Raw genomic sequence first — 16,994 nt, 5'->3', positions numbered from 1 at the left:
CAGCCCGGCCGGCACGATCGCCGGTGCTGTCGCGGGCGCCGGCCTCCAGGCGGCTCCTTCGGGCGGCGGCGGCGGCGGCGGCAGCTGCACCGTCACCGTTTGCGGCGGCGGTGGCGGTGGCGGCGCTTCGGTGGTCGGGACTGTGTCAGGGCGGCGAGACTGGCGCGGCGGCGGCAGCGGGGTTTTGCCGTCGTTGGGTTGGGCGGCGATCAGCGAGGCCACGATGGTGCCGTGCGCGTCGCAGTCGGTCAGTCCATCCCCGCCGGCCTCGACGTAATCTCCGCCGCCGGTCAGGTTGGTCAGCCGCGGATGCGGACTGACGCCGGTGTCGATGACCGCGACTTTCACCCCGGCACCGCGCCCGAAGCGCCACGCCTCGGCCACATCGAGCATGTCCAGGAAATGCGGCTGGACCCGGTAGTCGGTGCCGGGCAGCGTGCCGACCCGGGTGCAGTAGGTGCCCTGGCGCATCGGCTGATCCGGGCCGGGCGGCCCATCGCCGGGCAGCGCCCCCAGGTCGATCTCGGGCGGTGCGACTGCTGCGGCCGGCGGGGTCACCCACAACGCCGCCACACCTGCCACCGCCAGGGCCGCCGCGGCGGCGATCATCGTGTCCCGTCTCAAGGGTCTCACCTCCACCGCTACCGGTACCGGATCGCGGCCAGGACACCCATCAGCCAGAACGCCAACGGGAAGATCGCGGTCAAACACACGTATTCGATCCACTCCACCACCTTGCGGAACGGCGGGGTGTAGAAGCGCCGGGGCACCACCACTGCGGCGATCAAACCGGCGACCGGAACGGCCACGATCACCGAGACCCCGATCAGCAGCGCCGGCAACGACCACAGACCCAGCACGTAGCGCCCGGCCACACCGATCACCACGGCGACAGCGGCCAGTGCCAGGATCGTCGCCTGCCACCGGTCGGTGAAGGAGCGGCCCCGCAGCAGCACCGCGACCGCGACCAGGCCCGCCACCACCAGCGGCAGAGCGCGCCGCGGTGCGTGCGGATCGCACATCCCCACACAGCACACCACGATCAGCGCTGCGGTGGCCACGAGCAGCCCGCTCAGATGCGCGCGTGCACGATCGGCGGACACCGTCACATCGCGCACCGAATCCGGGCCGTCCAGGGTGGCCAACCCTCCGCTGGCCACGACCTTTGTCGACGGCAAATCCGGGCGGGTTTCGAAAATCCAGCGGCCGGTGGACGAGGGAAACACCGGTAGCCGGATCCCGCTGGCCAGCCGCGCGGCCGTGGGCGCCAGATGCATGCCTACGATCGACACCAGCAGCAGCACACCGAGCAGGATCGGCGCTGAGGTCACCAGTGTCATCCGCACCACCGCGACCACAGCACCGGCTAGGCCCAGCGTGATGACCGCGGTGCCCAATGCGACGTGGCGGCCGGTGAAGCGGACCGCCAGCACTGCGGCAGCCACCGACGCGGTCAACCCTAACGCGGCATGCGGTGCCCCCACCGGGCCCGGAACCGCACTAGCGGCGCCGATCGCCGCCGGGACCATTCCCGTCCACAGCAGCGTGTCCCCTACGGCGCGCGACGGCGCGCTTGCGTGTTCGCGGACCAAGATGGTCACCGCCGCGATGATCAACACCGCCGCCAGCGCCGCGCAGTAGGGCGCCGCCACCCAGTCCAGATGCCCGTAACGCCACCGGCCCAGCAGCGCCGAAGCCACCAGCACACCGGCGACCACGATGCCCGAACCGACCCGCGCTGCCCACTCAGGGGTGACCCCGGGCCAACGTGTATGCAGCTCGCGGGCCACCGCGGAGGTGACGTGCTCGACGACATCGATCCGCGCCTCGGAGTCACTGGCGTGCCGCAGCCACAACCTCGTTCCGTCGACCACGTCCTGCTCGGTCAGCGACAGGGCCGATTTGAGTGCGCTGCCGTCCATGCGGCATAACGTCCAGCGGCCCCGCGACTGCGTCCGCAGCGGGGGTTGTCCCAGTTCCTCGAGGCGCGCGGTGATCAGATCCACCAGTGCCGAGAGCTGCACCGTGACCGGCGCACCGGCGTCGAGGACTACCGAGATCTTGGTGGCTCCGGCGATGATCGCCACCAGAATCCGATCGGGCAGCGCTACGCCAGCGGAGGCCCCCGACGTCGCCTCCCGGGCCCGTTCCACCGTCATCCGCGCAGGGCTCCGGCGGTGGCAAATCCCTCACTCAACTCCGCCGCCAATTCCATCAACGCTTCCTGGGTGTCCTTGCGCAGTGCCGGGAAATCTAGGGTGGGGGCATCGCGCAGGTGCGGATCCCAGGGCACCGTCAGGACCGCCTTGACGCGCTTGCTGAATGTTTGGTTGACGTGGGACAAAAGTTTCGGTGTCGCGCTGCGGTGGGTGTCGTTGAGCACGATCACTGACCGGTGGAGCAGCTCATGGCCGCGCCGGGCCGCCAACCAATTCAGCGTCCTTTCGATCATCTTCGCGCCTTCGACGGTGCACGATCCGATGATCATCAGCGCATCCGAGGACGACAACACCGCTTTGAACACGTCGCCTTTCATGGCCGCGCAGTCCACCATGGCCAGCTGGTAGATCTGGCGGGTGCGGCGGATGGTGTCGAAGAACGCCTGCTCGTCGAAAGGGAAATCGGTGGCGACGTTTTGATAGCTCGCCAGCACTTCCAGGCGTTCTCGGTTGCGCCCGGTGTAGGGCCGGGTTTTCGGGTGAGTGAGCGCGTCGGCATCGGCTAGGAATTCGCGGACCCCGACCCTCGTCTTGGGGTCGATGAACTCACCCAGCCGGCCCGCGGTGTCATCGGCGTCGATCGCGATCACCCCGCCGCCGCGGTGATAGGCAAACACCGAGCCGACCGCCGCGGTCAGCCGGGTCTTGCCCACCCCGCCTTTCATCGATATCGCGGCGATCTGATAGTTGCCGGGAATGTTGGCGTTGATCCGATTCGTCCAGTCCAGCAGCTTCTTTTCGTGTTTCCCAGCGCCCAGATTCACCAACGTCCCGGTGGCCGTGTACACGGTCTTGCGCCACCCCATCGTGGCCGGTTCGCGGCGAGGCTTGACGACCGCCTTCGCTTCGATAGTGCGAAACGACTCGCCTGATGCCTGCGGGTCTGCCCGCGGCGTCCACCGTTCTGTGGGGTCGATCGCCGGTGACCATTGCTGCGCAGGTGGCACCGGCGAGCGGTCCTCCAGGCGCGGCGGGTGTGGGATCGGTGCCGGCGCCGGGCCGGCGGGCGTGGCGGGTGGCTCGCCGTCGTGCCGATGCGCCGGCGCGGGGTTCCACGCCCCACCTGAGCCCCACGGGTTACCATCGGAGCCCGGGTACGAGTGCCCGGCGCCGTAGGACGGTGCCCGGTAGGGCCCCGGCGGGGGTGGGGTCTGCCCAGGTGGCGGCGGCGGTGCTGAGGCCTGCGCGGGAGGCGTCGGTGTCCGCTGCGTCACCGGCGGCGGCGCGAACAGCGGGGACCGTCCCGGCGGCGGGTAGTCGCTGGGTGGGTGGGGATCATGCGGCGGTGGCGGTGCGAGTGCCTCCGGCTCGGGTATCGCAGGGTCGGGCATGGATGGGTCCTCGCTGGGGTCGTGGCGCTCGCCAGTGGTGGGCGGCGGCAGATAGCGTGACCTGAAATCGGAATTGTCCGTCATTTCCTGCCTTGTCGTTGGCCTTCTTCTACTGATCCTAAGGCTCGACTTCTCGCCAAACCACGCCCGATCAACATTTTTTGAGAAATATAACGGTGTTTGCAAACATAACGGTGTTTGCTGAGACCCTCATTACCATTCTTTGAGTCGGGATCAGCAGCGATTGTTAGGCCATTCGTTCGTGGGTGGGCCAGGAGCGCACGGGCACGCTGGCCAGAACCGTGGTCAGGCCGTGGCGGATCTGCGTCGCGCCGCCCGGGGTGATCGCCATCCACTCCTGGCGGCTGCCCTGGGCCGGATTGAGCCGGTAGAGCGCGACGCGGCCGGCGGCGGTGTCACGCAGATTCAGTACCGACTCACTGCCCACGGTGTCGCTATCCACATACGCCCGCGCATAGACGCACGCCTCCGCCGCAGGCTCGTTGAGGGCGCGCTCCAGCTCGGCCAGGGCCGCGCCGCGCAGCCCCACCGCCCGCAGCGCTGCGTGCTTGCTGATGGCGCTGCTGCTCGCCTCCCCCTGGGCGGCGGCCGCCGCCGTCATCTCCTCTAGTGGCACATTGAGTGCGCTGATGCGCGCGGGTGCCACTTGGTGGACCGAGTCCATCGCGGCGATGACCAATTGCGGCAAAGCGTGTTCGTCCACCGGGGCGCAGTCGTCGATGGTGATGTGCCCGCCGGCGCGCACCGCCGAGGCCCACCGGCCGCCGCGCCGGGATAGCACGATGCGCAGCTGCTCCTCAGGGATCGCCCGCCACGTCGAAGGGTCCTCGAGCACCACTGTCGGCGCCCAGTTCATCGGCCCGCGTGAGATCAGCACGATGACCTCGACGTCGGGGTGGGCCAGCACGTGCATTCGCGCGGCGATATCGGCGCGCACCACCGCGGCCTCATCACAGATGCCCTGCTCGACCAGTACCCCTAACCCGGGATGTGTGCCGACCCAATCCAGCGAGCGGGGCTGGCCGCAGGGGTGGCCGCGAAGCTCGGGTGCCAACTGGTCGATACCCAGCAAGGCTTGCAGGAACCACAGACCATCGATATTGACGGTGATGTCTGTTGGCGAATTCTCGGTGCTCATCGGCAAATCGTGGTCTTCAGATGGTGACGACAGCGCGGCGGCACCCTGCGATGCCGCCGCGCTGCTGACAGTAACCGGGCTAGGCCGACATCCACGAGGAGCCGACCTGCCCGTCGGTGCTGTTCATGTTGTGGCCTGCGGCCTGCACCTTTTGGCCGTGGGCGCCTGCTTGTTCGTAGATGACCTGGAAATTGCGGCCGAGTTGGTTGATGAACTCCTGGCAGGACGTTGATCCAGCACCTCCCCAGAAGTCACCGGCGGCCAACACATCGCGCACGATCCCCTGATGCTCGGCCTCCAATGCCGCGGCCTGGGCCCGGACCGTGGCGCCGTGGGCGTCGACGTCGCCGAACTGGTAGTTGATCGACATGGTTGAAGTTTCTCCTGACCTCGATAAAGCGTTGGGTGGGGGTTTAGCTACTCAGGATCTGCTGAGAGGCCTGCTCTTGCTGTTCGTAGTTGGCGGCGTCGCGAATCAGGCCGTCACGCACTCCGTGCAGCATGTTCACGATGTTGCGGAAGGCCTGATTCATCTGGCCCATGGTGTCAAGCGAGGTCGCCGACGCCAAACCGCTCCAGCCCGCCCCCGAGATGTTCTGCGAGGACGCGAACATCTTGCGGGCGTCGTCCTCCACCGTTTGAGCATGGGTCTCGAACCGGCCCGCCATGTCACGCATCGCGTGCGGGTCGGTCATAAAACGCGAAGCCATAATTGGTGCTCTCCTTTTATTTGCTCAGTGAATTAGTGTCCAGCCGCTCTAACACTCATTCTATGAGCCGGTTTTGGCCCCCGGCAACGGCGGCGGTAAGCAATTTCCCAGCAATTTTTCAAGCAACGCGGCTATTGTCGGCGCAGCACCTTGATCGGCGTTCCGTAGCGCGGGCCGCCGCCACCGTCGCCGCCGCGCGCACCCATCCCGGCCGCCATCGGGGCGCCGCCATACATGCCGCCGGCGGGGGCTGAGGCGGGAACAGCCGACGATGCCGCCGCACCGCCCGGCGCGGCGACCGGTGTCACCGCACCGGTCGCTCCCACCGCTTCACTGGTGCCCGCCGTCCAGGTCGCCGGCACCGACAATCCGCCCAGCGAACCGGCCCGACCGGCCATCGCTTCCACCTGCGCACCCACCGAGGAGGCCCCGCCCAGACCCGCCAGGCCGGGTCCTCCCACACCGCTCGCGGCGCCGGTCGCGCCGCCGAGCATGCCGGGATTGCTCAGCACCGACATGAACGGACTCAGCAACGACTGGAACTGGCCCAGACCTGACGCCGGCGACAGCCCGCTGCTCAGGGGCGAAGCGAACCCTTGCAGCACTTGAGGGATGGTGCTGACCAACTGCGGGCCCATCGACAGCATCGTCTGGCCGTCGAGTCCGGCGGGCAGACCCGCGTTGCTGAGCAGATTCATTGGCTGCTGGCCCGCCGCGTTGCCCGCGGACTGGCCCAATGCCGCGCTCTGGGCGGCCAGCCCGACCGGGTCGGAATTGGGCAGCGGCGGCGTGAACGGCACCAGCGTGCCGGTGACGCCGGCGGCGTCGGCGGCGAAGCCGTACAAGACCATGCTGTCTTGGGCCCACATCTGGTCGTAGTGGGCTTCGTTGGCCGCGATCGCTGGGGTGTTGAAGCCCATGAAGTTGGTGGCGACCAGGGTGGCCAGCTGGGCCCGGTTCTCGGCGATCACCGGTGGGGGAACGACACCGGCGCGGGCGGCTTCGAACGCGCCCGCCGCCGCGGAGGCCGCCGCGGCCGCGGCCTCGCATTGTCCGGCCGTGGCCATCATCCACACCGCGTAGGGGGCGGCGGCCAATGCCATCGAGATCGACGACGGACCCAGCCACGCCGTGCTGGTCAGCGCTTCGATCACCGCCTGGAATGCGCCGCCGGCTGAACCCAACTCGGCGGCCAGGGACTGCCAGGCCGCCGCCGAGGCCATCAACGGCCCCGACCCGACGCCGGCATACATGCGCCCGGAGTTGTACTCGGGCGGTCCCCCGTAATCGACCATCAGCGCTACGGCGCGAAAAGCGCTTAGACCATCGCCACGGCGTTGAGGGCCTCAGAGGCCGCATACGTGGCCGCGGAGGTGCCCATGGTGGCCACGAACATCTCGTGGATCACCGAGCCGATCGCCTGGGTGACCTGATAGACCCCCGCGTGAGTGCCGAACGCAGCGGCCAGCAGCACCGAAGTGGGCTCCGGTGCCGGCGGCACCACCCCCAACGTCGGGGCCGCCCCCGCGGCGTTGCCCGCGGCCACCGCCGAGCCGATCGCGGCCAGCCCCGAGGCGCAGGACTCCAGCCCCGCTGGTAACGCCGTGACAAACATGCACCCTCCCGAAACGTGACGAACGTACCAATCTACTGGCTTGAGTCTAACGGTGCCGATGTCTCTATGTCTGGGTCACCGCGGATCAATTTCGGCTGGTTCGGTGTCCGCGACCTGCACGTATATTCCCGCTTCGCCCGATTCGGCGCTATTCATCAAGAATCCGCGGCCCGGGATCATCGGATGGCCCTTCCACTTGCCCTGCACGAAGCCGGGGTCGGGATCGGAATCCATGATCAGCATCGGTGCGAACGACTGCCGCAACATCCGCAGCACCGGATTGGCTCCCATCTGTGTGCTGAACGCCCCGAACGAGTGGGTGTAGACGATGTGCAAACCGACATCGTGGCCGACCTGCACAAATCCTTCGATCGCAGCGAACGGCGAGTCGAAGCCCCCCGGCATGCGCTCGCCGTCGTCGATCACCAGGAAGATCTCGGGCCCCTGCCAACTACGCGCCACGATCTGGCCGCCACCGTCGGGATCATCTTGCGGCAGCCGCGAGGCCAGCACGCCGGCCAGCTCCGCCATCCTGGTCTTCACTCCGTCCGCGGTGGAGGCGAAGCGGTACACCCCAGCGGGGCCCAGCACCGCGTGCAACTGGCGGCGGGGATCGACCAGCCACACCTGCGCAGCCGGACGCCCCTGCGCCACACCCGACTCATCCAGGGCATAGAGGCGGGCGATCTCGGCCAGGATCGTCGCGCACACCGTCGTGCGCCCGCAATCGGCCTTGCCGGCGATCACCAGATGACGGTCCGGGTCGAGAAAGACCGGGGCCTCGGTCTCGCTGAGCGCCCACACGATCGATGACGAGAACCGCGCGTCGCTGCGCGCCCGCGCACCCAACGATGCCGGCGACAGCCGGGCCGGTAGGCGGCGCACCTTGGGTGCGGGGGTGAACCGGCTCGCGACCCGGCTCACCGCCTCGGCCACGCTACTCGAATCGAAATCTTCTTCCGTGCTGGCCGCCATCGCGGGCCGGGCCATCAGGGTGTGCAAACCGACCGGCTCCGAACCCGCCCGCAGATAGTTCTGGGCGATCATCCCCCGGCCGGGGCGATCGGGGATGGCCGCGGCCAGCCGCGGCTTCGGTAGATCGGTGACGTCGTGAATATCGGTGGGACGCAGCCACACTTTCGACCCGAACGCGCCGCGCACCTTGATTCGCAGCTCAGCGAGCCGGTTCACCGCGGCCACCACGTGGATACCGAATGTGGGGCCCTCGGCGATGATCCGGTCCACCATGTCCATCAGCACTTCGTTTTCGTACGCAAGATTGAGCGCTGCGTAATTGTCGATGACCAGAAACACATCGCCATAGCCGTCGTCGGGGCACTCTCCGGCCTCCTGGCCAGACTTGCGCCGCCGGAACACCTCCATCGACATGACCCCGGTTTGCTCGAAGCGGCGTTTGCGGCTTGCGAGCAGCTCTGTCATCTCGGCCACCGTGCGTCGTACCCCGTCGCCGTCGAGGGCCTGGGCGACCGCACCGACGTGCGGCAGACCCTCCACCGTCGCCAGCGCCGCCGAGGAAAATGCCAAGCAGTAGAACTGCACCTGCTCGGGAGTGTGAGTCATCGCCGCCGCGCAGATCAGATCCTGCAGGGTTGTCGTTTTCCCCGTCCTTTGAGCGCCCACGATCACCACGTTGGCGCCCGGGCCTGACACATCGACGACCAGCGGGTGCTGGTCGTGCTTGAATGGCCGGTCCACCAGCCCGATCGGGAACACCAGGTTTGGGCGTGCGGCATATTCGGTGTCCCACCGGCGCCCCAAAAACGTATCGACGAGCCGCTCGATGGTCCACGGCGCATCCAGCGGAGGCTGCCACAGCCGATAGGGCTCAAAACGGACCCGGCGCAGCTCGTCGATGATCACCCGGCCCACCTGCGGGCGCATCAGCGCACTATCGGCCGCCGCGGCTTCTTGTTCGCCACGCGCGGGCTCCTCCTGCGCCGCCTCGACACTGTCCTGCGCCGCGACATCGTCGAAGTCATCGGGCAGCGGTAACGGAGTGAAATCGGTGCCGAACAGCTGCGGAGCGAAATAATTCACCGACGCCGGCACAGCATCCTCACCGGTGGTGAAATCCTCGGTGCCCGGCTTGCGGTACTCGCGCCACAGATACTCCCCCTGAAACCTCACCAGCGAGCCATCATCCTTCGGACCGAACGCCAGATACGCCTGCCCATTCTTGGGCAGGTTCATTGCGTTCAGCACCCCGATCTGCGCCGCATCATTCCTCGAATTGAGTGCCAACGCGATCCGGTAATGGATGTTGGTTATCAGCTTCTCGGCGCGGGTACCGAGCTCCTGGCTGGCCATCAGCAGATGCACCCACAGCGAGCGGCCCTGGCGGCACAGCTGAATCAGCACCTCCTCGATATCTGCGGCGATCCGGTACAACTCGGCGAACTCATCGATGACCACCATCAGCACCGGCATCGGCGGCAGCGGATCAGCATCTCCGCGCGCCAACTGATCGGCGCGCTTCTTGTTGTACATGTTGGCGTCATCGACCTCAGCAAAGTCGCACAACGCTTTTCGGCGCGCGATCTCGCCCCACAGCGCCTCGACGAAGCGCCCGAGCAGGTTCTGATCCTCCTCAAGATCGGTAATGATCTGCGCGACATGAGGAACACCCGCAAATGGCTTAACCCCCGCGCCACCTTTAAGGTCGGCAAGGAGAAACTGCAGATTCTGCGGCGGATGACCCAACATCAGCGACTCGATCAACGCCCGCAGCATCGTCGTCTTGCCCGAACCGGTGGAGCCCACCATCACCCCATGCGGACCTATCCCACCTTCAGCCGACTCTTTGAGGTTGACAAAGAGCAGCTCATTGTTATCGGCGCGGTTGCCGATCGGCACATTCAAGCGTTGTACTGAGTTATTGATGTCGCTGCGCGACTCCCATAACTTTTCGAAATCAATATTGGCCGGATCATCAATCCCGTAGTGCGCCAGAATGTCTCGCGCCATGAACCGCGACGCCGAATTCACCTCGATCGACTCATAAGCCTCGGCCAGACGCCAGCGCGCCATCCGCTCAGCGAACACCTCAGCCTCATCGCTGCTCATCTGATCAGCCACCGCAAAAAACTGGGGCGCATCCGGCAAGGCATCCCAGGTCTTCGGGTCACGAGGCACCGCCGTCACCACGGCGTCCTCCCGCACATGCAGCACCCGCGCCGGCTCGGCGCACGCCGGCACCTCACCGCAGCCGCGCAGATCGAAAAACGTCATCCCCCTGACCCCCGCGGAGTTACCCAACACCTCCCAGCCCCCCCCGACATCACACACGATCACTGTGTGCGGCAGCGGATCGATCGGGGTCTTCATCAGCTTATGCCTGCTCACAAACTCCCCGCGGCCCCGCAACCCCATCGCATCGGCCTGAGCCTCAACAAAATCGGCCACCGACCCGTACACCATCCGCACCGGCCCCGCGCCGTCCTCGATCACCGGATCCCCCACATGCGGCAACCACTTCACCCAATCCCACTCGGGCACATCAGCGGTGACCACCACCAGCCGCAGATGATCCGGGCCGTGCCAAAACACCAACTGGCACAAGACCGCCCGCATCAACGCCAACACCCGCTCTCGCGGACCACGCAACTCATAGCCCGGCTCGACCATCAGCGACACCAACGCCGGAACCCCGTAGGCCACCGTCTGATACCGCACGAACTCCTGCAACACCTTGCCGGTGACCGGCTCGAGCTCGATATCACTGGGCATATCTTCAGGCTCTCTAAACACCGCGGCCGCCGACTCCTGCAAGTCGGTCATCCCGACCCCGACCCGCACGACCCCAAACCAGCTGTCGGCGCCGCCATCGGCGGTGCGTTCCCACATCCGCACCCCACCCAACGCCGACTCCAGCGTCTGCGGCGCCGGGTGATACCAGCGGTAATGCTCCCCCAAACGGTCCGCGGCCGCCGCCGCCATGTCGCGCCTCTCGTCAATCGTCAAGCAGTACCGGGCACGCAGCGCATCCAACTTCGCGCGCGACATGTCCTGAGAACCCCGACCGCTGAACAACATCGCGAACAAACCCCCGACCATCATGATCGGAAACAGCGACCCCGCACCAGAAAACGAGCGCGCCCCGCCGGCGAAACTCATCCACACCATGCCGCCCACCATCGCCATCAACCCGATGACCAACGCCACCGACCACAACGGCTTACCCTGCGGAACAGGCACTCTCACCGGCGTCGGCAACTCAACTTCCACCGACCGCAACGCCGGCGGCTCCGCTGGCTTCTGACGCGCGAACGCGTACTTCACTTCGGGACCTCCAACTGTCCAGGACTCAGATCGACCGGCAAACTGTTGTGGCGCACCAACGCATCCGCACGGGAAAGCACCGGGCCCTGAGCCAGCAGACGCAACACCAGCCACGGCGCCGGGCTGGGCCCAAAGCTTTTCGGGTCCAACCCCAACGCCCGCAACGTGTCATCTTCGCGCGGTATCCCGAACCGCACCCCCGACTCCGAGACCCACCACAGCGACTCCGCCGTCGCCGACGACACCGAATTGCCCGTCGACACCACGTAATTGGCGAACCCCGGCCCAAAGAACACCCGATCGGCCTGCACCGCCGACTCTGGACCCTTCACCAACTCCACAACCTGATCGACATGTGCCTCAGCGACCGGGATACTCGCCCCGGCGATCAGCGCCGTGCTCGCCGCCGACTCACCCACCACACGCTGCCACTGCCAGCACGCCACCGAATTGAGCGCACTGTCCACCAGATGCACCGGGGAGACCGGAAACGCCGACAAATCAAGCGAGGTGACCACCGGTAACTTCGCCAGCACCGTCCCAGCCACCACCGGGGCCGAAGCCCCCGCGTTCTGCAACACCTGCGCCACCACCGGCGAGATCGGCTGAATACCGTCGGCCAGCACCACCGAATACGCCGTCTGCCCACCCACCTGTGGAGTCGCCACCACCGCACCCACCGGCCCCGGCGCATCAGCAAACCGCGCCGCCGAACCCGCAGCCGGAACCACCGGCACCGACAACTCCGGACCCACCGGCACCGCATCCAACAACGCCCGACTCATCGGCCGCGCCGCCGACAAGGCATCTTCACCCAGCCCAAGGGCCAACAACACCGCCCGCGCACTGCGATTAACCAACGAACGCCGCCCGTCGCGGATCAGCCACACCTGATCGCCGTAGCGCCGCACCAGAGCCTCCTCAGCCCCCAGCACATGCCGCCGCCCGCCCAGATCCGGTTGCCCATCAATGACCGTCACCGCCACCGGCTCGGGCGCCCCCGCCCCGAACGCCTTGGTGATCTCATCACACACCAGCCACGACGAACGCGCCGGAGACACCGGTGACATCTCTTGCGGTGCACCCGGAATACCTACCAACGCCCCCCGCGGGCGCGCATCGATTTCGCTGCGCCGCACCCGATCCGGCGTCGCCGGCTCCCCCGCGATCAGACGCGCTGACGCCAAATTCAACGCTGGATACAGCTTCTCGCCCACCCGCACATACAAAGCACCCGAATTCTGATCCGCCAGAATCCGCGACGTCCCCGCCGAACTTGCCGGACGCACAAACGACCAAAACAGCGCGCCCAGACACAGCACCGCCGTCAACGTCACCCCGGCCAGCACCGCCATCGACTGCCGGCGGCCCGGCTCGGTCTCCATCCGCACCCGCCGGCGCGTCATCGCTAAAACCGCTCGCCGGGCCATGAACATGTGCCCCGAGACCTGAAGGCGTGTCGACAGCCCTAACCCGCGGCCACGCGCAGAAGCCGCCGTGGTCGTTTCATCGGCCGAATCAGCCATCCCAGCAATGCCTTTCTGACACGGTCACAGCCGGTAGGACTCGCCGCCGTGCGGGAAGCCGCCCCCGTTGGTCGCGATGTGGACATGATCCATATGGTTCTGCGTCGGCGAACCCCGATTCTCCATCAGACTCGACGACCCATCCGGGTTGTGGATCGTCTGCTGCCAAATCACGTGATTAATGTTGAACTGGCCGCGGTGCGCCATCGCGAACCGCATCACCGCATCACCGAGCGCCTTACCGTGCGCGGAGGTCGGATCGGGAATCATCACGTCGATCGCCTGGCCATTGGGATGCCACTTCAACGAATCCGGGCGCACCCCGCCAATCGTGCGGATCTCCGGGAACGCCGCCGACACCGCGCGGGCCGCCAAAATAGTGTCGCGCTGCAGCCCCTTCTCCGAGGCCACACCCGGACCCAGCTCACCACCCACCGAACGGCCGACCACACCACCCGTCGTCGAGCCGACCGCGCCGCCCGCACCGCCAAAGCCGCGGCCCATCAACGAGGTCGGCAACCCGGCCAGGCCACTCAAACCACTCAACCCGCCCCCGCCGCCACCCAACGACGGGACCGAACCCATCCCCGACAGCACCGAGGACAACCCGCCCATCCCGCCGCCACCCATGCCGCGATAGCCCATCGCCAACTGCCGCAACCGCAACGCCAACACCCGGTTCTGCTCCGTGGTCGCCTGCACCTGGCGCTGCATCGCCGCCAAATGCTCCTCCATCGTCGCCACCACCAACCGCACCCCCGCCGGTGACGACGCCAACGGCCCCGCCGCCGCCCCGACTACCCGCGCCTGATCCCGAATCGCCCCCGCACCAGCCCGCCCCGATGCACCGGCCGCCGTGCCCTCACCGGCCGCCTGCCCCGACTCCACATCAAGGCCCACCACCGAGGCCCGGGCCCGCGAATACTGCCCACCCGCGGTGACCACCCCACCGGCCAACCGGCTCCCACCACCAGGAACCTCAGGAACCGAGACGCCCCCGTCACCACCACCAGCAGCAAACACACCCCCACCGCCGCCACCACCAGCCGGGAACAAACCATGCCCACGAGTCAGCAGCCGATCCACCCCGGCCACAAACTCCCCAACACTCACCCACCAAAACTAACCGCCCAAAAACCCCCCGACCACAACGCACGACCACCAAAACCGGCGTTCTTCACGCGGCCCTATAAGAAGAGACCCTTGGTGCAACACTAGTGTTACACTCGGACTGTGCCCACCAAACGCCGCCGACATGCCATCACCGAAACACCGCCCGTCGAAGCAGCATTGGAAGAACTACGCCGCGAACTGGGCACAGACCACGTCGAGCTCGGCGAACTTGTCATCCTCGGCGCCGCCGCCAAGCTCGCCCTGATCCATGCCGAGCGCGACAGCGGAGCAAGCCTGAGGCGACAACTCGCCGACCAGATACGGTCACGCAGTCTTCCGGTCGACATTCACGCGGCAGACCACGTACGCCGATCCGGATGGGTGCGCGCGTGAGTATCCAACTGCTACTCGATAATTCGGCATTCGTCCGCCTCGCAGCCCCCTCGCTGGCCGACCACCGAGTCCTGCAAATCGCTGAAGCAATCGAGCAACGCCGCATCGGTACCTGCTTGCCGTTCCTTCTTGAAGCCGGGTATTCAGCGCGCAGCGCAACCGATCACGACCAACTGCTGCGCGAACTCACGGCCCTGCCGATGCTGAACATCGACACCAAAGTTGAGCAACGCGCACTCGACGCACAGCATCAACTCGCCCGCGCCGGACACCATCGCCTCCCGCCCGTCGATCTCATCATCGCCGCCTTAGCGGACCGGCACAGCGTAGGAGTGCTGCACTACGACCACGACTACGACATCCTCGCGGAAAAGACCGACCTGCGATTCACCAGCGAGTGGCTCGCCACACGTGGCAGCCTTTAACCGGAACGCTCAGCCCCGACGAGCAAGCAGTCTCAGAGTGAGTTAAGCGTGTCCGCCAAGCTATTCAACATCTCCGGACTCAGGGGACCATTACCGCGACAAGCCCTTATACCGTGCACACGTTGATCTCGAAGTGCCCGCAACAGCTTAAGTTGAGCATCAATAGACGGAAGATCAACGTCGGTCAGATACGACGCGGAAACACCGAAGAACTCAGCGATCGCACGTAAAACGACTGTGCCAGGACTCTTTTCGCTGCCATCCCGAAGGCACCCGAGGTACTCCGGTGTTACTGATATACCCGATTGTTCGGCAACCGCGGCCGCAACGGTAGTGTTCGAAACTTCGGGTGAACCAACTGGGTGCATGACATCGAAAAGCTTATTCAGGCGCCCTGCCAGATCCATCAACCCCCCCAAATCTACTGAAGCGCAAAGTCGTTGAGAGTCAACCGTACACCGCACACCCACGCCGAGTACACCACATTCGCCAGGTCGCCGCCATGCTGTTCCCAACACAACAACGCCTCCATCCGGCGGGCCTCCACGAAATACTTTACATAGCTGACGATTTGCGCCGCATTTTCGAAGCCATCAAGCCCGGGGCGTTGCGTGCCGGCCAACAGATGCGCCTTATCGTATTCCGCTCGCAGCGCCGCCCACTCCTCCCTCGCCGGCCAGTTCCCCGCCACCAACGCCCGACCCACTGCCTGCACCACCGCCGACACACCCTCGGCGTCATCACCGAAAACCAGCCGCCGCACCAACTCTCGGCAATACCTCCGCATCACCGACGGATCGGCATCCTTCACAGCGGCATACAAAGCTGGGTCCACCGTTTTCAGCCGATGCGAACGATCACGCGACAGCTGCGACGCCAGACTATCCACCCCCGAAGGCGCCACACCCACGGCCATCTCAGGCACCGGGTCCCCGGTCAGGTATTCCGACGGCAACGCCCACGACGTCGCCACCGCCGACACCTCCTCACCCAACGACCGCGCCGCCCGCACCACCTTGTCCGCCGGATTCACCCAGCCGAACCAGCGCGCATCGAAATCCTCATTGAAGACCGCCGCAATCGGCATCGTCTTATGCAGAAAAACACCCGGCGGGATATAGGTAGCGCCGTCGTTCGTGGCCACCCACAACGAAATCCCGCCCGTCCGATCCCGGGACACCGCCACCGCCCAATCCAAACCCGGATCGATCACTGACGCCGCACCAGCAAGATCCGCCACCGCCATCCGCGCCCGCCCAAGATCCGTCTCCGCGCTGTCCCGAACAACCTGCGAAACGCGGCGCCGACCCCCCACCGGCATCAAACCAGCAGAACTACCACCAGCAGTCGACACCGCGCCCTCAGCCGCAGCCGCCAAACCCGCCGGCGACCCCGCGCCCACACTGGCCGGCGCCGGACTCGACATCGTCGGCGGCAACACCGACCCATAAGGCGCTAACCCGGCCCCGGCTCCCATCGCGGGCACCCCCGCGCCCGAAGGCGCCGAAGAGATAGGCGCCGCAACAGCAGCCGCGGCAGGTGCCGCCGCTGCGGCAGTACTTTCCACCGGAGCCGCCATCAAAGGTGTCAACGGAGCCGAAGGAGGCGCAGCCGCCGGCATAGCTCCCGCCGCCGAAGCCCCAGCCGCCAGACCACGCCCGAAATCCGCACCCAACGAAGACAACGCAGGCGGAGGACTCACCGGTGACGACAGACCGGCCGTCGACGGAAAGCCCGTGGCCCCAGGGAATTTGCCGAAGCCCTGCAACATCGACATCGGAAACCCGGGCACACCACCCCCGCCACCCGGCATGCTCGGCAACGAAGGCAAACCACCCCCACCCAACGACGACAACGGATTTGGAGTCGGGCGCAGTGCCGGTTCACCTGGTCCTGTTGATGGACTCAAATGTGGTCCACTTGGCAGGTGTGGGTTGTTGCCTCCTGATCCATCACGTGTAGCGCCACCGCGTCCGGCTTGACCAGTCGGGTTAGGAGTCGGTGGACTCGGAGAAACGGGATCGTCTGTTGATGGATCTTGATTTGAGCCATTTCCTGTCTGTTTAACTTTTGGACCGTGGCCACCGCCCTCTGGGCTGAGTGGAAATCGGTTGGTAAAAAGGAGGGTGAACCATCCCGCGTTTGATGCGCACCTCCTTCCTTGGGAAGGTGCATGTCATGCCGAGCAAGTACGACCCGGAGAC

General features: G+C 66.3%; 14 protein-coding genes. 2 read left to right on the top strand and 12 right to left on the bottom strand.

The genetic code is table 11. The features are described 5' to 3' along the window. The 11 genes from AWC08_RS28005 to AWC08_RS37710 form a co-directional block, all read right to left on the bottom strand. Positions 1-609: S8 family serine peptidase (locus AWC08_RS28005; RefSeq protein ID WP_244906548.1), on the bottom strand; the 609-nt coding region annotated here is incomplete at its 3' end. Between the two features lie 32 nt (positions 610-641). Beyond that, positions 642-2,159 (bottom strand): type VII secretion integral membrane protein EccD, encoded by a 1,518-nt coding sequence (gene eccD / locus AWC08_RS28000; RefSeq protein WP_051445781.1) that lies wholly within the window; start codon positions 2,157-2,159, stop codon positions 642-644. Next, the gene (locus tag AWC08_RS27995) at positions 2,156-3,634 is read right to left on the bottom strand and encodes a MinD/ParA family ATP-binding protein (RefSeq protein WP_142283855.1); all 1,479 of its coding nucleotides are present in this window, start codon (positions 3,632-3,634) and stop codon (positions 2,156-2,158) included. The genes eccD and AWC08_RS27995 overlap by 4 nt, the downstream gene beginning before the upstream one ends. A 163-nt stretch (positions 3,635-3,797) precedes the next feature. Then, a complete protein-coding gene (locus tag AWC08_RS27990; RefSeq protein ID WP_042910073.1) occupies positions 3,798-4,709 on the bottom strand; it encodes an ESX secretion-associated protein EspG in 912 nt (303 codons plus the stop codon). A 79-nt stretch (positions 4,710-4,788) separates the two neighbouring features. Continuing rightward, the gene (locus AWC08_RS27985) at positions 4,789-5,079 is read right to left on the bottom strand and encodes a WXG100 family type VII secretion target (RefSeq protein ID WP_042910072.1); all 291 of its coding nucleotides are present in this window, start codon (positions 5,077-5,079) and stop codon (positions 4,789-4,791) included. Positions 5,080-5,122: 43 nt separating this feature from the next. Continuing rightward, complete coding sequence (locus tag AWC08_RS27980) at positions 5,123-5,419, bottom strand: WXG100 family type VII secretion target (RefSeq protein ID WP_042910071.1); 297 nt, start codon at positions 5,417-5,419, stop codon at positions 5,123-5,125. 131 nt (positions 5,420-5,550) lie between these two features. Further along, a complete protein-coding gene (locus AWC08_RS27975) occupies positions 5,551-6,714 on the bottom strand; it encodes a PPE family protein (RefSeq protein WP_082408972.1) in 1,164 nt (387 codons plus the stop codon). A 23-nt stretch (positions 6,715-6,737) separates the two neighbouring features. Beyond that, positions 6,738-7,034, bottom strand: coding sequence for a PE family protein (locus AWC08_RS27970; protein ID WP_042910070.1), 297 nt, complete (start codon positions 7,032-7,034; stop codon positions 6,738-6,740). Between the two features lie 75 nt (positions 7,035-7,109). Next, positions 7,110-11,333 carry a type VII secretion protein EccC gene (locus tag AWC08_RS27965; RefSeq protein WP_042910069.1) on the bottom strand — a complete coding sequence of 1,408 codons (4,224 nt, stop codon included), beginning with the start codon at positions 11,331-11,333 and terminating at the stop codon, positions 7,110-7,112. After that, positions 11,330-12,859 (bottom strand): type VII secretion protein EccB, encoded by a 1,530-nt coding sequence (gene eccB, locus AWC08_RS27960; RefSeq protein WP_051445778.1) that lies wholly within the window; start codon positions 12,857-12,859, stop codon positions 11,330-11,332. Before eccB ends, AWC08_RS27965 begins: the two co-directional genes overlap by 4 nt. Before the next feature lie 24 nt (positions 12,860-12,883). After that, positions 12,884-13,972, bottom strand: a complete 1,089-nt coding sequence (locus AWC08_RS37710) for a VldE C-terminal domain-containing protein (RefSeq protein ID WP_155250272.1) — start codon at positions 13,970-13,972, stop codon at positions 12,884-12,886. A gap of 120 nt (positions 13,973-14,092) precedes the next feature. Here AWC08_RS37710 and AWC08_RS35885 point away from each other — a divergent pair, with 120 nt between their 5' ends. Further along, positions 14,093-14,365: a hypothetical protein gene (locus AWC08_RS35885; protein WP_069432798.1), complete on the top strand. Its 273-nt coding sequence runs from the start codon at positions 14,093-14,095 to the stop codon at positions 14,363-14,365. Further along, positions 14,350-14,790, top strand: coding sequence for a PIN domain-containing protein (locus AWC08_RS27950; protein ID WP_051445798.1), 441 nt, complete (start codon positions 14,350-14,352; stop codon positions 14,788-14,790). The genes AWC08_RS35885 and AWC08_RS27950 overlap by 16 nt, the downstream gene beginning before the upstream one ends. A 421-nt stretch (positions 14,791-15,211) precedes the next feature. Here the strand turns inward: AWC08_RS27950 and AWC08_RS35880 are convergent, their stop codons facing one another. Continuing rightward, positions 15,212-16,267: a chemotaxis protein gene (locus tag AWC08_RS35880; protein WP_218621754.1), complete on the bottom strand. Its 1,056-nt coding sequence runs from the start codon at positions 16,265-16,267 to the stop codon at positions 15,212-15,214. Positions 16,268-16,994 lie beyond the last annotated feature (727 nt).

The organism is Mycobacterium gordonae, assembly GCF_002101675.1.
GTDB lineage: Bacteria > Actinomycetota > Actinomycetes > Mycobacteriales > Mycobacteriaceae > Mycobacterium > Mycobacterium gordonae.
Note: the sequence above shows the minus strand (reverse complement) of the source record. Positions and strands in the feature narration are given on the sequence as shown.

Coding starts and splice junctions, on each gene's coding strand:
- eccD (WP_051445781.1), bottom strand. CDS start 2,159: ATGACGGTGGAACGGGCCCGGGAGGCGACGTCGGGGGCCTCCGCTGGC.
- AWC08_RS27995 (WP_142283855.1), bottom strand. CDS start 3,634: ATGACGGACAATTCCGATTTCAGGTCACGCTATCTGCCGCCGCCCACC.
- AWC08_RS27990 (WP_042910073.1), bottom strand. CDS start 4,709: ATGAGCACCGAGAATTCGCCAACAGACATCACCGTCAATATCGATGGT.
- AWC08_RS27985 (WP_042910072.1), bottom strand. CDS start 5,079: ATGTCGATCAACTACCAGTTCGGCGACGTCGACGCCCACGGCGCCACG.
- AWC08_RS27980 (WP_042910071.1), bottom strand. CDS start 5,419: ATGGCTTCGCGTTTTATGACCGACCCGCACGCGATGCGTGACATGGCG.
- AWC08_RS27975 (WP_082408972.1), bottom strand. CDS start 6,714: ATGGTCGATTACGGGGGACCGCCCGAGTACAACTCCGGGCGCATGTAT.
- AWC08_RS27970 (WP_042910070.1), bottom strand. CDS start 7,034: ATGTTTGTCACGGCGTTACCAGCGGGGCTGGAGTCCTGCGCCTCGGGG.
- eccB (WP_051445778.1), bottom strand. CDS start 12,859: ATGGCTGATTCGGCCGATGAAACGACCACGGCGGCTTCTGCGCGTGGC.
- AWC08_RS27950 (WP_051445798.1), top strand. CDS start 14,350: ATGGGTGCGCGCGTGAGTATCCAACTGCTACTCGATAATTCGGCATTC.
- AWC08_RS35880 (WP_218621754.1), bottom strand. CDS start 16,267: ATGGGAGCCGGGGCCGGGTTAGCGCCTTATGGGTCGGTGTTGCCGCCG.